Source organism: Rhodoferax sp. GW822-FHT02A01, assembly GCF_038784515.1.
Classification (GTDB): domain Bacteria; phylum Pseudomonadota; class Gammaproteobacteria; order Burkholderiales; family Burkholderiaceae_C; genus Allorhodoferax.
Genome location: NZ_CP152376.1, coordinates 3,262,823 through 3,278,331 on the forward strand (window position 1 = coordinate 3,262,823; position 15,509 = coordinate 3,278,331).

Annotated in this window: 16 protein-coding genes, 1 tRNA gene and 1 pseudogene; 5 read left to right on the plus strand and 13 right to left on the minus strand. The window is 57.4% G+C overall.

Annotated elements, in window-relative coordinates:
- Window positions 1–129: 129 nt before the first annotated feature.
- The gene (locus tag AAGF34_RS15320; protein ID WP_342616585.1) at window positions 130–642 is read right to left on the minus strand and encodes a hypothetical protein; all 513 of its coding nucleotides are present in this window, start codon (window positions 640–642) and stop codon (window positions 130–132) included.
- A 67-nt stretch (window positions 643–709) separates the two neighbouring features.
- Here AAGF34_RS15320 and AAGF34_RS15325 point away from each other — a divergent pair, with 67 nt between their 5' ends.
- From AAGF34_RS15325 to AAGF34_RS15340, 4 genes are all read left to right on the plus strand, one after another.
- Window positions 710–1,267: a hypothetical protein gene (locus AAGF34_RS15325; RefSeq protein ID WP_342616586.1), complete on the plus strand. Its 558-nt coding sequence runs from the start codon at window positions 710–712 to the stop codon at window positions 1,265–1,267.
- Window positions 1,268–1,919: 652 nt separating this feature from the next.
- Window positions 1,920–2,123, plus strand: a complete 204-nt coding sequence (locus AAGF34_RS15330; RefSeq protein ID WP_342616587.1) for a hypothetical protein — start codon at window positions 1,920–1,922, stop codon at window positions 2,121–2,123.
- A gap of 242 nt (window positions 2,124–2,365) precedes the next feature.
- Window positions 2,366–3,949: a bacteriohemerythrin gene (locus tag AAGF34_RS15335; RefSeq protein WP_342616588.1), complete on the plus strand. Its 1,584-nt coding sequence runs from the start codon at window positions 2,366–2,368 to the stop codon at window positions 3,947–3,949.
- Between the two features lie 301 nt (window positions 3,950–4,250).
- Window positions 4,251–4,724 (plus strand): hypothetical protein, encoded by a 474-nt coding sequence (locus tag AAGF34_RS15340; protein ID WP_342616589.1) that lies wholly within the window; start codon window positions 4,251–4,253, stop codon window positions 4,722–4,724.
- 227 nt (window positions 4,725–4,951) lie between these two features.
- Here AAGF34_RS15340 and AAGF34_RS15345 read toward each other — a convergent pair.
- Both AAGF34_RS15345 and AAGF34_RS15350 read right to left on the minus strand, forming a co-directional pair.
- Window positions 4,952–6,313: pseudogene (locus AAGF34_RS15345) on the minus strand (EAL domain-containing protein); the annotation flags it as partial.
- 1,574 nt (window positions 6,314–7,887) lie between these two features.
- Window positions 7,888–8,088, minus strand: a complete 201-nt coding sequence (locus AAGF34_RS15350; RefSeq protein WP_342616590.1) for a hypothetical protein — start codon at window positions 8,086–8,088, stop codon at window positions 7,888–7,890.
- Window positions 8,089–8,258: 170 nt separating this feature from the next.
- Here AAGF34_RS15350 and AAGF34_RS15355 point away from each other — a divergent pair, with 170 nt between their 5' ends.
- The gene (locus AAGF34_RS15355; RefSeq protein ID WP_342616591.1) at window positions 8,259–8,792 is read left to right on the plus strand and encodes a hypothetical protein; all 534 of its coding nucleotides are present in this window, start codon (window positions 8,259–8,261) and stop codon (window positions 8,790–8,792) included.
- Window positions 8,793–9,018: 226 nt separating this feature from the next.
- On the opposite strand, the gene AAGF34_RS15360 is transcribed toward AAGF34_RS15355, so the two are convergent.
- The 10 genes from AAGF34_RS15360 to AAGF34_RS15405 all read right to left on the minus strand — a co-directional run bounded on the left by AAGF34_RS15360 (window position 9,019) and on the right by AAGF34_RS15405 (window position 15,487).
- A complete protein-coding gene (locus AAGF34_RS15360) occupies window positions 9,019–9,303 on the minus strand; it encodes an AlpA family phage regulatory protein (protein ID WP_342616592.1) in 285 nt (94 codons plus the stop codon).
- Window positions 9,304–9,406: 103 nt separating this feature from the next.
- A complete protein-coding gene (locus AAGF34_RS15365) occupies window positions 9,407–10,189 on the minus strand; it encodes a hypothetical protein (RefSeq protein WP_342616593.1) in 783 nt (260 codons plus the stop codon).
- Window positions 10,190–10,326: 137 nt separating this feature from the next.
- Window positions 10,327–10,414: transfer RNA gene (locus tag AAGF34_RS15370), tRNA-Ser, on the minus strand.
- A gap of 57 nt (window positions 10,415–10,471) precedes the next feature.
- Entirely contained in the window at window positions 10,472–11,134 is a 663-nt protein-coding gene (gene ureG / locus AAGF34_RS15375) for an urease accessory protein UreG (protein ID WP_342616594.1), read from the minus strand.
- A 12-nt stretch (window positions 11,135–11,146) separates the two neighbouring features.
- Window positions 11,147–11,806 carry an urease accessory UreF family protein gene (locus tag AAGF34_RS15380; protein WP_342621110.1) on the minus strand — a complete coding sequence of 220 codons (660 nt, stop codon included), beginning with the start codon at window positions 11,804–11,806 and terminating at the stop codon, window positions 11,147–11,149.
- Between the two features lie 33 nt (window positions 11,807–11,839).
- Complete coding sequence (ureE, locus tag AAGF34_RS15385) at window positions 11,840–12,412, minus strand: urease accessory protein UreE (protein ID WP_342616595.1); 573 nt, start codon at window positions 12,410–12,412, stop codon at window positions 11,840–11,842.
- 73 nt (window positions 12,413–12,485) lie between these two features.
- Window positions 12,486–14,204 carry an urease subunit alpha gene (gene ureC, locus AAGF34_RS15390; protein WP_342616596.1) on the minus strand — a complete coding sequence of 573 codons (1,719 nt, stop codon included), beginning with the start codon at window positions 14,202–14,204 and terminating at the stop codon, window positions 12,486–12,488.
- A 12-nt stretch (window positions 14,205–14,216) separates the two neighbouring features.
- A complete protein-coding gene (locus tag AAGF34_RS15395; protein ID WP_342621111.1) occupies window positions 14,217–14,528 on the minus strand; it encodes an urease subunit beta in 312 nt (103 codons plus the stop codon).
- A 19-nt stretch (window positions 14,529–14,547) separates the two neighbouring features.
- Window positions 14,548–15,156, minus strand: a complete 609-nt coding sequence (locus AAGF34_RS15400; protein ID WP_342616597.1) for a HupE/UreJ family protein — start codon at window positions 15,154–15,156, stop codon at window positions 14,548–14,550.
- A gap of 28 nt (window positions 15,157–15,184) precedes the next feature.
- The gene (locus AAGF34_RS15405) at window positions 15,185–15,487 is read right to left on the minus strand and encodes an urease subunit gamma (RefSeq protein WP_342616598.1); all 303 of its coding nucleotides are present in this window, start codon (window positions 15,485–15,487) and stop codon (window positions 15,185–15,187) included.
- Between the last annotated feature and the right edge of the window lie 22 nt (window positions 15,488–15,509).

Consider the following 15,509-nt stretch of genomic DNA (forward strand, 5'->3'; position numbering starts at 1 on the left):
CTCTTGATCAGGTAACTCTCAAGAGAGTTGATTCCCAGCCAGAAGAGTGGGCCGATTACGCTCACTACGATGGCGGTTGCAATGAGCCGTTCAATCTGCATATTGTTTTCTCACGGTTCCTTTACCTTTTTACAGAAATTCAGTGGATGCTGTTGAGGGTTTGTTCGGTTGAATCTTCCTTCTTGGGTTTGCTCTGGCATCTCTGATGGCGGCTGTCGCTCCGATCGTGCTGAACCTTGCAACCTTAAATTGGCCGTTTAGCATTGGCGTGACAATGCCGATTTCTCCGCCAGATTCAAATGCCTGGATCATTCGATCAAAATCATCAATCTCAAGAATCGGTGCATTGGCGCTTAGATGCCTACAACTTGCCGAGGAAGAAAATGCGCCAGTTGCAGTGTTAACTAGCAGGGGGTACTGAGCATTTTCCACGCAATCGATACCGAGTCCTGCATATGCGAAGCACCTGTCTGTGGCAAGAATGCACATTACACCTGCGGCGTTGTCTCCAGTATTTGCCTTAGCAATTTGAATGCCAGACAAGGACTTCACTACGGCCCAGCTACCCACGGTGTAATCTTGTGCATGGCATGCCAGTGATAGAACCGCCATGATGCACAAAGTCAGAATTCTAGTGAGCATGTTCTAAGTCGTCCCTGTATGAAAGATCAGTGTGCATCAATTCTGCACAAAATTGGAAAACAATCAAATGAATGAATTGCCAATTTCAATGCAGGAGGCAAATCGTTTTCAATTGGCGTTCCAAGACATGCGCGATGCACGGGGCTATCTGATGGCGATCTTAGAACTTGAAAGCAAGCATGACTCAGAGAGCCTCGAGCACTTCTTTATGGCGACAGAGGGTCTGTTCATTGCTGCCTTAGTTTGTTACTCAAGATCATTCGTGGATTCAAAATCCGATGGCCATGCCATTCCGTTGATTGGTATCAAGAATTCACAAATGTTCGCCAATCAGAAGGGGCTAAAGTCACTTCACCATAAGGTTCTTGAGCGGCGCCAAAAGGCGGCAGCACACAGCGACTGGGAGTTTCACCAAACGGACCTTGTTGACGATGGTTACCCTGGAGCGCTCCGGAGACACCCGAGACCGCACTATAGGCGCGACATTGATATTGCCGATTTCTTTGCGCTCGTAGACCACGTGGGTCAATTCTGTCTACATAAGGGTTTTGAATTGGACGAGGAAAACAGGACAACGTATCCGGATCTCGTCGGTAAAGTTGGCGTTGTCCGTGGCAACAAATAGAGTCAGTGGGCTTTAGCTATCCATTAGAGTGCTTCAATCTTCAAGAAGGGGAGATTTTATGAAGAAGATTTGTGTTTCCCTAACCCTCTTGTGTACCTTGTGCTCGTCACACGCAGAGCCAGGGACAGTCTTGAGTAGTGGGCAGGGGCGGTTTGTTTTTGGACAAATTTCTAATTTCAGATCAGATCAGTATGTTCTTGACACGCAGACTGGCAGAATCTGGAAACTAATGTGTGCTGAACTCGAGGGTGCTGTGTGTAAGAAGGAAATACTCCAGTCACTAAGCTATTGGGACAAGAATTCTTTGGCAGAGGTCTCGTACCCAGATGAACAAGTGGCATTGCCGCCTGGGCCTCCAATAAAGCCCAATGCTTCGAAGAAGTAAGTTTTTCCTTACTGCGATTGGTCTAAGCGTTTGGGGTGATTCCAGTGCTCTGGCAGCGTATCAGCGAAGTAAAGCCTCCCTCCGCGCCTTCGTCAACCAGCAAGCCTGCCCGGCCACCGGTGAGCATCGTTTGCCATGTCCTGGCTACGTCATCGACCACATCAAGGCGCTGGCCTGTGGTGGTGCGGATGATCCCAGCAATATGCAACGGCAGACCCGAGAGGAAGCCAAGGCGAAGGACAAATGGGAACTTAAGGAGTGCTGCAAATGATCCATCCCCTAATCGCTCTTTTCCAGCAGCGGGCCGAGATTCTCGACATGCAAGGGAGCAAAGCCACTGCGGGCGATGCCATCGGCATGCTCGCAGCCTGGATAGAGGCAAACCAGGACAGGCTTACTGAGGATGATCTCGCCGTACTGGGGGAGATTGGCGGCTTGCTGTATCGGGATGGACTTCGGCGCAGGCAGTAGCTACCTTTTGGGGGTTATGGGGGTAGGGTTACGGAGCGTTCTCAAAAAGATGTGGTGCTTAGTTAACCTGGGTCAAATGAAATGTCAAAAGCACTGCCACCACGTCACCTGGCAGCGATCGGATCAAGGATATCATCTTGAAGCATTGTTACCTGTAGTTGCCCCTGCAATGAACGGATTGACAATCCCAAATCAGCCTGAGATGACTGAGCTTCCGGCGGTCAAGAAGTGATCGTACAAAGATGAACAAAGAACAAGAAATTCTTGCCATTGGGCGCTTGGTGTTTGAGTTGACCAGCATTGGCAATTCCGACGTTGACCTGGATGCGCTGCAGGCCAGACTTTTTGACTTCCTTCAAACTCTGCCTAGTATTCGGGTGATACCCAAGAGTGCGATTCTTCTCTTTAATCCACGCTGGTACTTGGTTCAGGTTGCCCAGTTCGGCCTGCCGCCTGCCTGGATGCGACAAACCCAGCATGGCCCTGCGACCGGTCAGGAAAGCGCTCCATCAAACGGCGCCTTTATCACTACGCCCGCCTTGCATCATCCGGCGTTATCCCCGGACGGCATAGATGGAGACGCACCGTGCTTTGTGCTGCCGCTGAGTGATGCAGGCAAGTCGCTGGGTTTGATATTGATATTCATTGAAGCGGATTGGCAGCCCAGCGCAATTGAAACCGAGTTCATGTCCGATCTGGCCCGCGCGCTGTCAATGATCGTTTCGCGGTGCCTGATCAACGAGACTCTGCGGGTCCGAGAATTGGAACTTGAAGCGGCTCGCACCGATGCCATTTGCAGGCTCAGTACGGCATCGGAGTACCGGGATAACGAGACCGGCATGCATGTGATGCGCATGACGCACTTCGCCACAGCCATTGCCAAGGCGATGGGCTTGCCACTCGAGACGCGCGAAGTGCTGACGATCTGCGCGCCGATGCATGATGTTGGGAAGATCGGAATCTCCGATGCAATCCTGCTCAAGCCTGGCCGGCTGAGTGGCGAAGAATTCGAGGTGATGAAGACACATACGGATATCGGCAAGCGACTGCTCACCGGCAATGACGTCCTGATGATTGCAGCACGCGACATCGCTGCCAGCCATCACGAGCGATGGGATGGAACCGGATACCCTGATGGAAAGTCGGGTACGGATATCCCGATGCTGGCGCGCATTTGCGCCATCGCCGACGTTTTTGATGCACTGACATCGACGCGCCCGTACAAGACGCCCTGGCCGATCGATGAGGCCATCGATTGGATCCACCAACAATCCGGGACCCATTTCGATCCGGAGGTGGTCGCCGGCTTTGACTTGGCCCTGCCAAACATCTTGCGAATCCGCGAACTTTACCGTGACGACGTCATCAATCCGAATCAGGTACTTGACCTGCCGGAGACTGAGCATCGTAAATCGGTCTGGATTCCCTGGGATGACGCACTATGCGTTGGGATCGACGTGATTGACGAGCATCATCGCTATCTGTTCGACCTCACCAACGACCTGTTCGAAGTCGTCGCCCAAAAACTGGGTTCGCGTGAGGTGGCGCGCATCCTCAAGGCCCTCGATCAATATGTCCAGGTGCACTTTCGCGCAGAGGAACGCATGATGGCACATTACGGCTATGCGGGGCAGGATCGGCAAAGAAGCCAGCATCATCACTTTGAAGACAAACTGCGTGAGTTCTATAGTGAACTTCACCACAATCCGTTGACTGCACAGTTCGATATCTTGATCTACCTGCGTGACTGGCTGATTCATCACATCCTTCACGAGGACGCACAACTCAAATCGCTGGTTACATCGGTCGCCGAAAAAGAAAGCTGACCGATGTTGTCGAACGGTATGCACTTGGCCAACCCCTAAGGACATGACACTCTTGAAGACTCTCACATGTTCGAGCTGTAGTACCCCTATGGAGGGCTTTGCTTTCATGAGCAAACTGGGCCGGGAGATGGCGTTGGACGTGTGCTTTAGCTGTCAGAGCATCTGGTTTGACAAGTATGAGAGCCAGCAGCTTGGCGCAAAGGAAACCTTGGAACTCTTTCGGCTAATTCACTCCAGGAGTCAAGCACAAGGGCAGCCCTGGAAAAGCAAACTGAGCTGCCCGCATTGTGAGATCAGCCTCTTGCCTACCGCCGATCTGTGCAAGTCCGGCAAGTTCACGTACTTTCATTGCCCGAACCAGCATGGCCGGTTCACGGCGTTTTCCGCCTTCTTGGTAGAAAAGGGCTTTGTGAGGCAGCTCACAGCGCAGGAGAGAGCAGATCTTGCAGCGGAAATTGGCAGTGTCAGGTGCTCGGGATGTGGAGCTGCGGTGGACATCCGCAAGGACTCCGTGTGCAGCTACTGCCATGCTCCCGTTGTGGTACTCGATCCCCACGCGCTGCAGACAGCCATAGACTCCCTACAGAGTGCCCAGAGCAAGCAGCACAGTGTGGAACAGGACGCGGTGGTAGATGCGTTGATGCTGTCGGAGCGCCAGAAGTGGCTTGATGAACTGCAACAAAAGACCCGCTTAGCCCAGGGGGCCTGGCGTAACGTCGATGATGGGCCACTGGCCCAGGGTGTAGATTTGCTGTGGCGCCTCTTTCAGAAGTAAACGCTTCGCAGAAGCATGTGTCACACCGATCTTTTTAAGTCAGTGCCGACCATGGAGCTGGGCATGATCACCAAAATGGACAAAGCATCGGCTCCAGCTTGGGTGCTGGAGCGGCCGTACGGCGCGGCCAACTTTGAAGGTGTACCGCTGCTTCACCGCGATAGCAGTCAATGATTATCACCAGGTCATGCCGCACGAGGCGACTTTCAGTAAGATCAGGTGCTGTCTCATACGGTGCTGGTCGCAGTCAGGTTGCTTTGAGCAAAGACCTCCAACTCGGGCAGCGCCAGTGGCCGGCAGAACAAATAGCCTTGGTAGGCGTGGCAGCCTATTTGCGCAAGAAACATGCGTTGGGCTTCTTGTTCCACACCTTCCGCAATCACGTTCAGTCCCATGCTTTGCGCCAAGGCAACCACCATGCGCGCAATGGCGGCGTCGTTCGGGTCGGTCAAAATCTCGCGCACAAAGCTCTGGTCGATTTTCATCTGATCCAGTGGCAGGCGCTTGAGGTAGGAGAGCGAGGAATAGCCGGTGCCAAAGTCGTCAAGCGAAAAGCCTATGCCGTGGGCTTTGAGCTGGGTCATCTTGCCAATGGTGGATTCCACATTGGCGACAAGCAGGCTTTCAGTCAGCTCCAGTTTGAGTCGCTGCGGGTTGGCTCCGGTGCGAGCCACCACGCCCAGTACACGGTCTACAAAATCCAGTAAATGCAGCTGCTTAGCGCTGACATTTACGGCAATGGTCAGATGCGCCATATCAGGCCGCTTGGCCCATTGAGCCAACTGGGCACAGGCGGTTTCCAGCACCCAAAAACCCAGCGGTAGGATCAGCCCAATTTCTTCGGCTAGGGGGATGAACTCGCCTGGTGACACTAGGCCGCGCTCTGGATGTTGCCAACGCACCAACGCCTCCACACCAGTCAATCGGCCGTAACCAACCACTAACGGTTGGTAGTACAGCATAAACTGGGATAGCTTCAAGGCCTCGCGCAGGTCATCCTCTAATAGCGCGCGGCCGGTCACAATTGCCTGCATTTCAGGGTCAAAAAAGCGCATGGTATTGCGCCCAGCGGCCTTGGCTTGGTACATGGCTAGGTCGGCCTGCTTGAGCAATTCGTCGTTGGACAAATGCGGGCCGTTGAACAGCGCCACGCCAATGCTGGGCGTGCTGTTGAAGGCACGGTCGGCCAATTGGTAGGGTTGGTTCAGCGCGGTGAGGATTTTCTCACCCACGGTTTCTGCTTGCGCTACCGCGTTTTCAGGCTGCTCGCTCAGGCCATCAAGCATGACCACAAATTCGTCGCCACCCAAGCGCGCAACCATGTCGCGAGCGCGCACGCACGCAGTCAGCCGCTGCGCAACCTGCTGCAGCAGCAAGTCGCCCATGTCATGGCCAAGGGTGTCGTTCAAGGTCTTGAAGTGGTCCAGGTCAATCAGAAGCAGCGCGCCGTAAATATGGTGGCGCTCTTCAATCGCCCTGATCTTGATTAACCGTTCGGTCAGCAGACGCCGGTTGGGCAGCTGGGTGAGGGCGTCATGAAAGGCCAGACGCTGGATCTCTGCGTGCGTGCTTTCCCTTTCGGTGACATCGCGAAAGCTCCAGACCCGACCACGGCTTTGCCCATCCATGCGCAGGGGGGTGGAACGCAGTTCCAATAGTCGGCCGTTGCTGCAGCGCAGGGTGTCAAAGCTGCTGTTCTCGGGTTGCGCGTAGAGAGCTTCCAGCGTATGCCAATAGGCCGGGGAGTCGACCAGCTGGTCGGCTATGAGGGCCAGAACCACTTCACCGCTGCGGCTGTCTAAGTCGACCGAATGCAGGCTCCACAGGTCCACAAAGTGCTGGTTATAGGTCTCAACATCGCCGCTGGGGCCAATCGCCAGAATGCCATCGGTGGCGGCTTCGATCACGGCCTGCTGCAAAAAGGTGGCACGGCGCAGCTTCTTGACCAGGTCGGGCACCGGCAGCAGCACCAGGCACAGCGACACGGCACCGACAAACCAAGCCGTTATGGGTGTGCCCGGGAAATACGGCGCGGGCAAAATCTCTGCCGCGCGCAGACCTAGGTAGAGCAACCAGGCCAGCAAATAGCCCACGCTGAACAGGATGGCCGAACGCAAGTGCACCACGATGGCCAACATCACCACCACCACCACGGCCCCTGCTGTGGGCGGCGGCAGGCCGCCAAACATCAGCCCGATCATGACGACCCAGATGCCAGAGGCAAAGATACACAGCGATTTTTGTGTCTGACCACGCAGGTTCATCCGCCACCCTTGGTACACCAGCACCAGCAAGGTGAAAAGCGCTACCGCACAAGCCAGTTTCCTGTGAAAGACAAAGGGAACACCCACCACCAGCAAAAACGAGACGACCGAAAAATAGATCTTGTAGAACCGATCCAGCAGGTTCTGGTTGGAAGTTTGTAGGGTTTGGCTCACTGGGTTCTGGCTTACATTGCTAAGGACGGGTAAGTGGCCAACCCATCTGCCACATGGTGAGAGGGCGCGTGCCTAATATGATGCAAATATACACTCCTAGGCTCTGTTGCAATGGCTTCCGTGACGCCTCACGTTAAGGTCGCTGTCGAAGAATTTAACGTTCACGGTTTCACCGAACACTACATTGGAAATCCCGCTAAGAAATTGCCTCGTGGGTACTAGCTTATAGAATATTTTGAGATCCGCTTTGGAAGTCCAGAAGAGCCTGCTTCCAGCCAATTGCAGCCGCAATTTGCCACCATCGGCTGGCCCTAGCCTGCAGCCGTCGCGCGCCGCCCAGCGCGGGCCGGATGCAGCAATAGTTGGGTAGGAGTCGGCTGCGTTATACGGGCCTGGGCCGCCAACATGGCTTTCAAGACCCACACGAGGTAATCGAGTTGCCAAGTGGCGCCGCTCAAGATGCTCCACCCGGCCAGCGCGCCGGGTTCCTGTTTCCAGAAGAAAAAAGCCCTCGGCCGCGGGGAATGAGGGCAAGTAGGCTTTCGCCTCTAGGGAGTGGCGAGGTATATGAAGTCTCGCCGAGCAAATTATCAGTCAGATGTGGGGGTGAAGTCCACCAAGAACTTGCTCGACGGATGGTTGGGTGCTGTCTTGGAACACTGGGCGAGATTTTTACAGCTTCGCAGGTGCCGATCCTTCAGGATATGGCCTCGTGGCGTTGGCGCTCAGAACTGGACGCCTGCATCAATGTCCCGCAGGAACTTGCGGCCGTCGGCGGTAATGCGCACACCACCCTGGCCATTGGACTCGGCAAAGCCCAGGGCAACCAGCTCACTGGCTTCGTTGGAAGTGGCGGCCAGCGGCCGGCCATGTTCTGCGACGGAGCGGAGCGCCGCCTTGGCAGCTTCGGTGACCTTCAGGTGCATATCGAACCTCCCGCAGTTTTCTGGACATTCTATGGTTCCTTGACGACAACGGATGGCCGAAAATGTGCACAATCACCCTGCGGTGCCGCAGACCAAAGTATTGCTTTGCTCGGTGGGGCCGACGTCTTTTTTTCACTAAACCTGGTCCTGCCAAAGTTGGATGCTGCTTGATGACGCCAGAAGTTTGGAATGCCATGGCTGCAATCGGTGCGATCGTGGCGGCAATTGGAAGCTTGTGCGCGGTGTGGGCCCTGTATCACACCCGAATGCTTGATTGCAATTTTCTTGCTGAGACGTCAGTCACAAGAAGCGAAATCGCCACAGTGCTGCAAATCATTATTCGCAGAGATAAGACTGGTGGCCCATTTGGACGAATCACAGGTATCCAAATAGAGCCGGTTGACAAAGTTCAAGTGGCTGCGCAGGTATATGGTCCGATTCAAGTTGGCTTAAATCCGCACCACAACGGTGGAAATATCTGGCTTCCACCAGTCTTTTCATCGTCGGCCCCCTGCGACAGTCCGTTTGCTCCAACCACCACCTCACTACCGCTGGCCTTTTGGATTCGATCGTCAGAGGCGACTGAGTTCAAGGCCGTGCTGTCTCTTGAGTTCAAGCGATTTACGATTTTGCGCAAGCAAATCGAAATCTACGCAACCTCGATTCCGACAGAAGCAACCGCATTGGAAGAAGCGCCGATTTAGTTCAAGTGCTGTGCGAAAGCGGGGATTACTGAACAGACGGGAAGCAGCAGGAGAAGTTTGAAAAAAAGCGCGAACTTGTCGGAGAAAAAGGGTTCTTCGCCGAACATCTAAGATGCTGCTTTTGCGTTGGGAATAAAGAAGCCACGAAGGAAGACCACATGCCAGGCAGCGGCCTTTTCCTTGGATGCATTTGGCCGCGCGGCTATGTGCTTCCGGTATGTTCCGCTCAACCTTTTGACTGCAGCCACTGAGTGACGTCCGCAACGCGCCAGGCTGTAATTCGTGAACTGATCTTCACAGGTTTGGGGAACTTGCCAATCGACACCCAGCGCCACAAGGTGGCCGGGGAGATTGGCAGAATGCCTGGAATCAGCAGGGCCTGACGCACATAGCCCACCTGTGGCATCTCTGTTCGGAGTTGGTTGATCTTTTCCAGGGGACTAAGAGGATCAGGCTCGACAGGGACGGACTTAGCCGTAGGCCAGATGGAAGCTTTGAGACGTTTCTGCAATTCGGTACTCCGTTGTTGATGAAGTACCCAGTGTCTCGATGCGAGGCATTTTTGTCGATGAAGTCGCGGCGCCAACCCATGGGTTGGCGCCGCATGTACACAGTTATTTGGGTGCTTTGCGCTTGTGCTGTGGCACCCAACCTGCTTCCCTGAGTCGGTCTTTAATCCAGTCGATGCTATAGAAGGTTTCTTTCCCAGCTTTGTTCACTTCCTTGACCAGGTTGCTAGCGATGTACTCTGCCGCCTCAGTATTTGATCGAAATGGAAATTCCTCAGCCATCTCCAGTGCGCGCAAACGGTTGGTCTCGGCGTTTGGATTGGCTCTGACGCCATTTTTGCGATTGCGATCCGATACCAAGCGTTTCTCATGCAGTATCGACTGGGCGGCCTGCAGTGCACGCATAGCCTCAATTGTGTAGGCACCGCCTCGCTCTAGGGTGCTGGCCGCGTTCCTAGGCGCGCGGTTTTGAAAAATAATGCTCGCGTCGACAAGCTTCCAAAGGCAGAACACCAATAGCCTGTCAGCCTTGCTCGATTTGACTTCCGAAAGATCCCAATCGTTTAAGTCATGCACCTGCATCAATAGATTGAAATCCCCATACAGGTCGCGAAACACGCTCAATGGAATGTTCGTTTTTTCTCGGAATGTTGAGGCGACGAACTGTTTGTTACCTGCATCGGGCGAGTCCTTTGGAACTGCGACGATAGTTGAGATGCTGATTGCCCGTTCAAGTTGCCGTCCAACATTTGTCAGCCACTCAATATCGCGGCTTGACACAAGCGCTATGGCCTCCTGCGCAATTTGATTGGGCCAACTGAAAAACTCTGATCTCAGTGGAAGGTCGAAAGGGGATTGTCGAGAGAACTGATCCGTGAAAGCCGCCATGTCTCATCCTGCAGGGTAGGGCACCGAGCAGCCATGCAGTCATTCCATGGGGTCTCACACAATCTTATCGAGGTTGGCGCTCAAGATGGTACATATTTCTTGAGACCATCTGGAAACCCGCATGAATGCTAGTGGTGTGGCGGAGACTGTGAGATTCGAACTCACGGACGGTTGCCCGTCGGCAGTTTTCAAGACTGCTGGTTTAAACCACTCACCCAAGTCTCCGCAAGGCGCGTATTCTAACCCGCCGCAACCGTGCCTACGGGCACGCGGCAGCTTCCGTCAGGCGCTTTGCAGCATGCCCCGGGTTTCGATGAAGCGCACCACCTCGGTCAGGCCGCTGAGGGTCTTGAGGTTGGTCATTACAAAGGGCTTGAGGCCCTTGGGCGTGGTGCGCATGCGGATGGTGTCGGCTTCCATCACGGCCAGATTGGCGCCCACGTGGGGGGCCAGGTCGGTCTTGTTGATGACAAAGAGGTCGCTCTTGGTGATGCCAGGGCCGCCTTTGCGCGGGATCTTTTCGCCGGCGGCCACGTCGATCACATAGATGGTGAGGTCGCTCAGCTCGGGGCTGAAGGTGGCGGCCAGGTTGTCGCCGCCGCTTTCCACGAACACCACGTCGGCGTCGGGGTACTCCACCAGCATGCGGTCAATGGCTTCGAGGTTGATGGAGCAGTCCTCGCGGATGGCGGTGTGCGGGCAGCCGCCGGTTTCCACGCCCATGATGCGCTCGGCGGGCAGGGCGCCGCTGATGGTGAGCAGGCGCTGGTCTTCCTTGGTGTAGATGTCGTTGGTGATGGCCACCAGGTCGTACTGTTCGCGCATGGTCTTGCACAGCATTTCCAGCAGCGTGGTCTTGCCGGAGCCCACCGGGCCACCTATGCCTACGCGCAGGGGCGGCAGCTTCTTGGTGCGGTTGGGGATGTGGTGCAGTGCGGATGACATGGGGGTGATTTCCTAGGATCGAAACAAACGGGAATACTGAACTTCATGCTGGCTGCTCAGGATGGCCAGCATGGGGCTGAAGGCTTGGCGCGTGCCATCGTCGCGGGTGAGGGCATGGTCCACGGCGGCGGGTATCTCGGCCGCCAGCGCCGACAGAATGCGCTGGCCGCTGCTCTGGCCCAGCGGCACCGACTTGATGGCGGCTTGTGCCATGTTCTCGGCCCAGCCGAAGGCATAGGTCAGCAGGCAATCGCGCACCGGCGCCTGGGTGGCGCTGGCAGCCAGGGCAAAGGCCATGGGGTAGCTGGCGTCCATGGCGGCCAGCTTGGCAATCTGCTCAGCGCTGGCCGTGGTGTGGTTGCGCAGCCACTCCAGCAGGCTACGCCCCATCTGTTCGGTCTGGGCACGCAGCTCGTGGGTCTCGCGGGTCTGCAACACCCAGGCGTTGAGCGTGGCAATGCGGGCGTGGTCGTTGCTGCGCCAGGCCGGTATGGCCTGGGCTACAGCGGCCAGGTCGGAGCGGGCCAGACTCAGGTGCAACTGGTCCACCAGCCAGGCGCTGGCTTCCTGCTCCGAAGTCACGTGGCCGGAGTCGACCGCTGCCTCCAGCACTTCGGAATACGAGAAGCCGCCAATAGGCAATGCTGGGGAGGCCAGCCACATCAGCTGCATGAAAGAGGTGTCGTGCACCGTGGCTTCTTTCTTTCAGTGGTCGTGCGGATGGTCGTGATCGTGCCCGTGGGCGTGACCATGGCCGTGGCCGTGCGCTTCCTGCGCGTGGTGATCGTGCCCATGGTGCTTGTGCTCGCCGTGCGCATGGCCGCCCGTGGCGTAGGCGCCGTTCTCCGGCTCGAAGGGCGCATCCATCTCGTTCACGATCAGGTGCATGGCACGCAGCATGTCGGCCAGCACATGGTCGGGCTCGATCTGCAGGAAGTCCGGCTTGAGCTCGATCGGCACGTGGCGGTTGCCCAGGTGATAGGCCGCGCGTATCAGGTCAAACGGGGTGCCGTGCTGCTGGCAGTGGGTGATGCGCAGCACGCGCTGCTCCGCCGCCCAGACTTGCACCAACAGTCCGTCGTCACCCACCAGCACGTCGCCACCGCGCAGCACGGTGCCGCGCGGCAAGAACACGCCCAGGGTGCGGCCGGCGGAGTCCTGCGTTTCGAAGCGGCTTTTCTGGCGTGTGTCCCAGTCCAGTTCGACGGTATGCGCGCGCTTGAGCAGCACGCTAGCAAGGCCTTTGCCTTGGGGAATGAGTTTGGATACCTGAATCATGAAAGTCCTCGTTCACCATGGTTCACGGGGAACCATGGTGCCACAGAGCGCCAGAATTGGCTGGTGTGCGTGCTCAGAAAAGGAAGTAGCGCTGTGCCAGCGGCAGCTTGGTGGCCGGCTCGCAGGTCAGCAACTGGCCGTCGGCCCGCACCGCATAGGTCTGCGCGTCAATCTCCATGGTGGGCAGGTAGCTGTTGTGGATCATGTGCTGTTTGCGTACGCCACGGATGTTGCGCACCGCGCTCAGGTGCTTGGCCAGGCCGAAGCGCTCCTTGATGTCGGCATCGTGCCCGGCTTGGGACACAAAGGTGATCGAGCTGCGCGTGAGCGCACCGCCAAAGGCGCCGAACATGGGGCGGTAGTGCACCGGCTGCGGCGTCGGAATGCTGGCGTTGGGGTCACCCATGGCGGCAAAGGCAATGAAGCCGCCCTTGATGATCAGCGCCGGCTTCACGCCAAAGAAGGCGGGCTTGTAGACCACCAGGTCGGCCCACTTGCCGACCTCGACGCTTCCCACCTCATGGCTGATGCCGTGGGCGATGGCCGGGTTGATGGTGTACTTGGCGATATAGCGTTTGACGCGGAAGTTGTCATTGCGTGCCGAGTCCTCGGGCAGGGCGCCGCGCTGCGATTTCATTTTGTCTGCGGTCTGCCAGGTGCGAATGATGACTTCGCCCACCCGGCCCATGGCCTGGCTGTCGCTGCTCATCATGCTGATGGCGCCCAGGTCGTGCAGGATGTCCTCGGCCGCAATGGTTTCCTTGCGGATGCGGCTTTCGGCAAAGGCCAGGTCTTCGGCAATGCCCGCGTCCAGGTGGTGGCACACCATCAGCATGTCCACATGCTCGTCCAGCGTGTTCTGGGTGTAGGGCATGGTGGGGTTGGTGGAACTGGGCAAGAAGTTAGCCTGGCCCACCACCTTGAGGATGTCGGGCGCGTGGCCGCCGCCCGCACCTTCGGTGTGGAAGGCGCACAGGCCGCGGCCCTTGGTGGCGGCGATGGTGTTCTCCACAAAGCCGGACTCATTGAGCGTGTCGGAGTGGATGGCCACCTGCGTGTCGGTGGCTTCGGCTACGTCCAGGCAGTTGCTGATGGCAGCTGGCGTGGTGCCCCAGTCTTCGTGCAACTTGAGGCCGATCACGCCGGCGTTGATCTGTTCATGCAGGGCAGCCGGCAACGAGGCATTGCCCTTGCCCAGAAAGCCCAGGTTCATGGGGAAGGCGTCAGCCGCCTGCAGCATGCGCTCGATGTTCCAGGGGCCGGGCGTGCAGGTGGTGGCAAAGGTGCCGGTGGCCGGACCGGTGCCGCCGCCCATCATGGTGGTGACGCCGCTGGCCAGTGCTTCCTCGATCTGCTGTGGGCAGATGAAGTGGATGTGCGAATCGATGCCGCCTGCGGTGACGATGTTGCCCTCGCAGCTGATGACTTCGGTGCCGGGACCAATGATGATGTCCACGCCCGGCTGGGTGTCGGGGTTGCCGGCCTTGCCAATGGCGACAATGCGCCCGCCCTTGAGGCCGATGTCGGCTTTCACAATGCCCCAGTGGTCGATGATGAGCGCATTGGTCATCACGCAGTCCACTGCGCCGTCATAACGAGTGCGCTGGCTTTGCGCCATGCCGTCGCGTATGGTCTTGCCGCCGCCGAATTTCACCTCTTCGCCGTAGCTGCCGGCTGCCAGGGTGTAGTCCTTTTCCACTTCGACCAGCAAGCCAGTGTCTGCCAGGCGCACGCGGTCTCCGGTGGTGGGTCCAAAAATCTCCGCGTAGGCGCGGCGTCCGATTGTTGCCATGAAAGCGTTCCTTCAGGAGCCCAGCGGCCCGCTGGTTAATCCACGAAATCCATACACCACGCGGTCGCCGGCGTAGTCCACCAGCTCCACCGTGCGCTGCTGCCCGGGCTCAAAGCGCACAGCTGAGCCGGACGGAATATTCAGCCGCATGCCTTGCGCCGCCGGCCGATCAAAGCCCAAGGCGCCATTGGTTTCGGCAAAGTGGTAGTGCGAGCCGACCTGGATAGGACGGTCGGCCGTGTTCTGCACCACCAGCGTGAGGGTGCGGCGGTGCGCATTGAGCGTGTGTTCGCCGTCGTCGGTGAGGATTTCGCCAGGAATCATGAGTGTGTGCCCCATACCATCAGTTGGAGATTTGCAGCAGCATCAGTACGCCACCAAAGGCCGCCACACAGCCGCCCAGCAGACGTGCCACCCAGACGTTGGCACCGCGCAGCGACCAGCCCAGCCCCAGGCCCATGGTGTGCAACACCAGGGTGGCAGTCACCATGCCAGCCAAGGTCTGGAAGGCCTGGACGTTGTCCGCCAGTTCATAGCCATGGGCCAAGCCATGGAACACGGCAAACACGCCCACCAGCGCGGCAGCCCAGATGCCTTGCAGCTTGAGGCGGGAAACCACCAGCATGCCGGTGACCACCAGGGAGGCCGCAATCATGGGCTCCACCGCCGGGACTTCGAAGCCCTGCATGCCCAGGGCCGCACCCACCAGCAACAGGTTGGCAAAGCCCAAGGGGCCCCACAGCATGGCCGCACCCAGTTGGCGTGCCACCAGGGCGCTCCACAGGCCCACGGCCACCATCACCGCCATATGGTCCAGGCCGGTAAAGGGGTGCAGAAAGCCGCTCACAAAGCCCACGTGCTGGTGCGGGTCTGTTCCGGGATGCGCCAGGGCCAGACCGGAGGTCAGTGCGGTAGCGAGCAGGACGGCCAGTGTTTTGAAGTGCTTGTGCATGGGGTCGAATCCTTTGCAGAGGTTGAAACTAGACGATGGGCTGGTGAACGGTGACCAATTTGGTGCCGTCGGGGAAGGTGGCTTCCACCTGGATGTCGGGGATCATCTCGGCAATGCCGTCCATGACATCTTCACGCGTCAATACGGTGCGTCCTTCGGACATCAGCTGAGCCACCGATTTGCCGTCGCGCGCGCCCTCCATGACGGCGGCGCTGATCAGGGCAATGGCTTCGGGGTAGTTGAGTTTGAGGCCGCGGGCCTTGCGGCGTTCGGCCAGCAGGGCGGCGGTGAAGATCAGCAGCTTGTCTTTTTCGCGCGGTGTCAATTCCATGGCGTGTTGCTCGTATATATCG

What these genes read in the sequence shown, in the direction of transcription:
- AAGF34_RS15320 (WP_342616585.1), bottom strand. Translation starts at nt 642, where the DNA reads ATGCTCACTAGAATTCTGACTTTGTGCATCATGGCGGTTCTATCACTG.
- AAGF34_RS15325 (WP_342616586.1), top strand. Translation starts at nt 710, where the DNA reads ATGAATGAATTGCCAATTTCAATGCAGGAGGCAAATCGTTTTCAATTG.
- AAGF34_RS15330 (WP_342616587.1), top strand. Translation starts at nt 1,920, where the DNA reads ATGATCCATCCCCTAATCGCTCTTTTCCAGCAGCGGGCCGAGATTCTC.
- AAGF34_RS15335 (WP_342616588.1), top strand. Translation starts at nt 2,366, where the DNA reads ATGAACAAAGAACAAGAAATTCTTGCCATTGGGCGCTTGGTGTTTGAG.
- AAGF34_RS15350 (WP_342616590.1), bottom strand. Translation starts at nt 8,088, where the DNA reads ATGCACCTGAAGGTCACCGAAGCTGCCAAGGCGGCGCTCCGCTCCGTC.
- AAGF34_RS15355 (WP_342616591.1), top strand. Translation starts at nt 8,259, where the DNA reads ATGACGCCAGAAGTTTGGAATGCCATGGCTGCAATCGGTGCGATCGTG.
- AAGF34_RS15365 (WP_342616593.1), bottom strand. Translation starts at nt 10,189, where the DNA reads ATGGCGGCTTTCACGGATCAGTTCTCTCGACAATCCCCTTTCGACCTT.
- ureG (WP_342616594.1), bottom strand. Translation starts at nt 11,134, where the DNA reads ATGTCATCCGCACTGCACCACATCCCCAACCGCACCAAGAAGCTGCCG.
- AAGF34_RS15380 (WP_342621110.1), bottom strand. Translation starts at nt 11,806, where the DNA reads ATGCAGCTGATGTGGCTGGCCTCCCCAGCATTGCCTATTGGCGGCTTC.
- ureE (WP_342616595.1), bottom strand. Translation starts at nt 12,412, where the DNA reads ATGATTCAGGTATCCAAACTCATTCCCCAAGGCAAAGGCCTTGCTAGC.
- ureC (WP_342616596.1), bottom strand. Translation starts at nt 14,204, where the DNA reads ATGGCAACAATCGGACGCCGCGCCTACGCGGAGATTTTTGGACCCACC.
- AAGF34_RS15395 (WP_342621111.1), bottom strand. Translation starts at nt 14,528, where the DNA reads ATGATTCCTGGCGAAATCCTCACCGACGACGGCGAACACACGCTCAAT.
- AAGF34_RS15400 (WP_342616597.1), bottom strand. Translation starts at nt 15,156, where the DNA reads ATGCACAAGCACTTCAAAACACTGGCCGTCCTGCTCGCTACCGCACTG.
- AAGF34_RS15405 (WP_342616598.1), bottom strand. Translation starts at nt 15,487, where the DNA reads ATGGAATTGACACCGCGCGAAAAAGACAAGCTGCTGATCTTCACCGCC.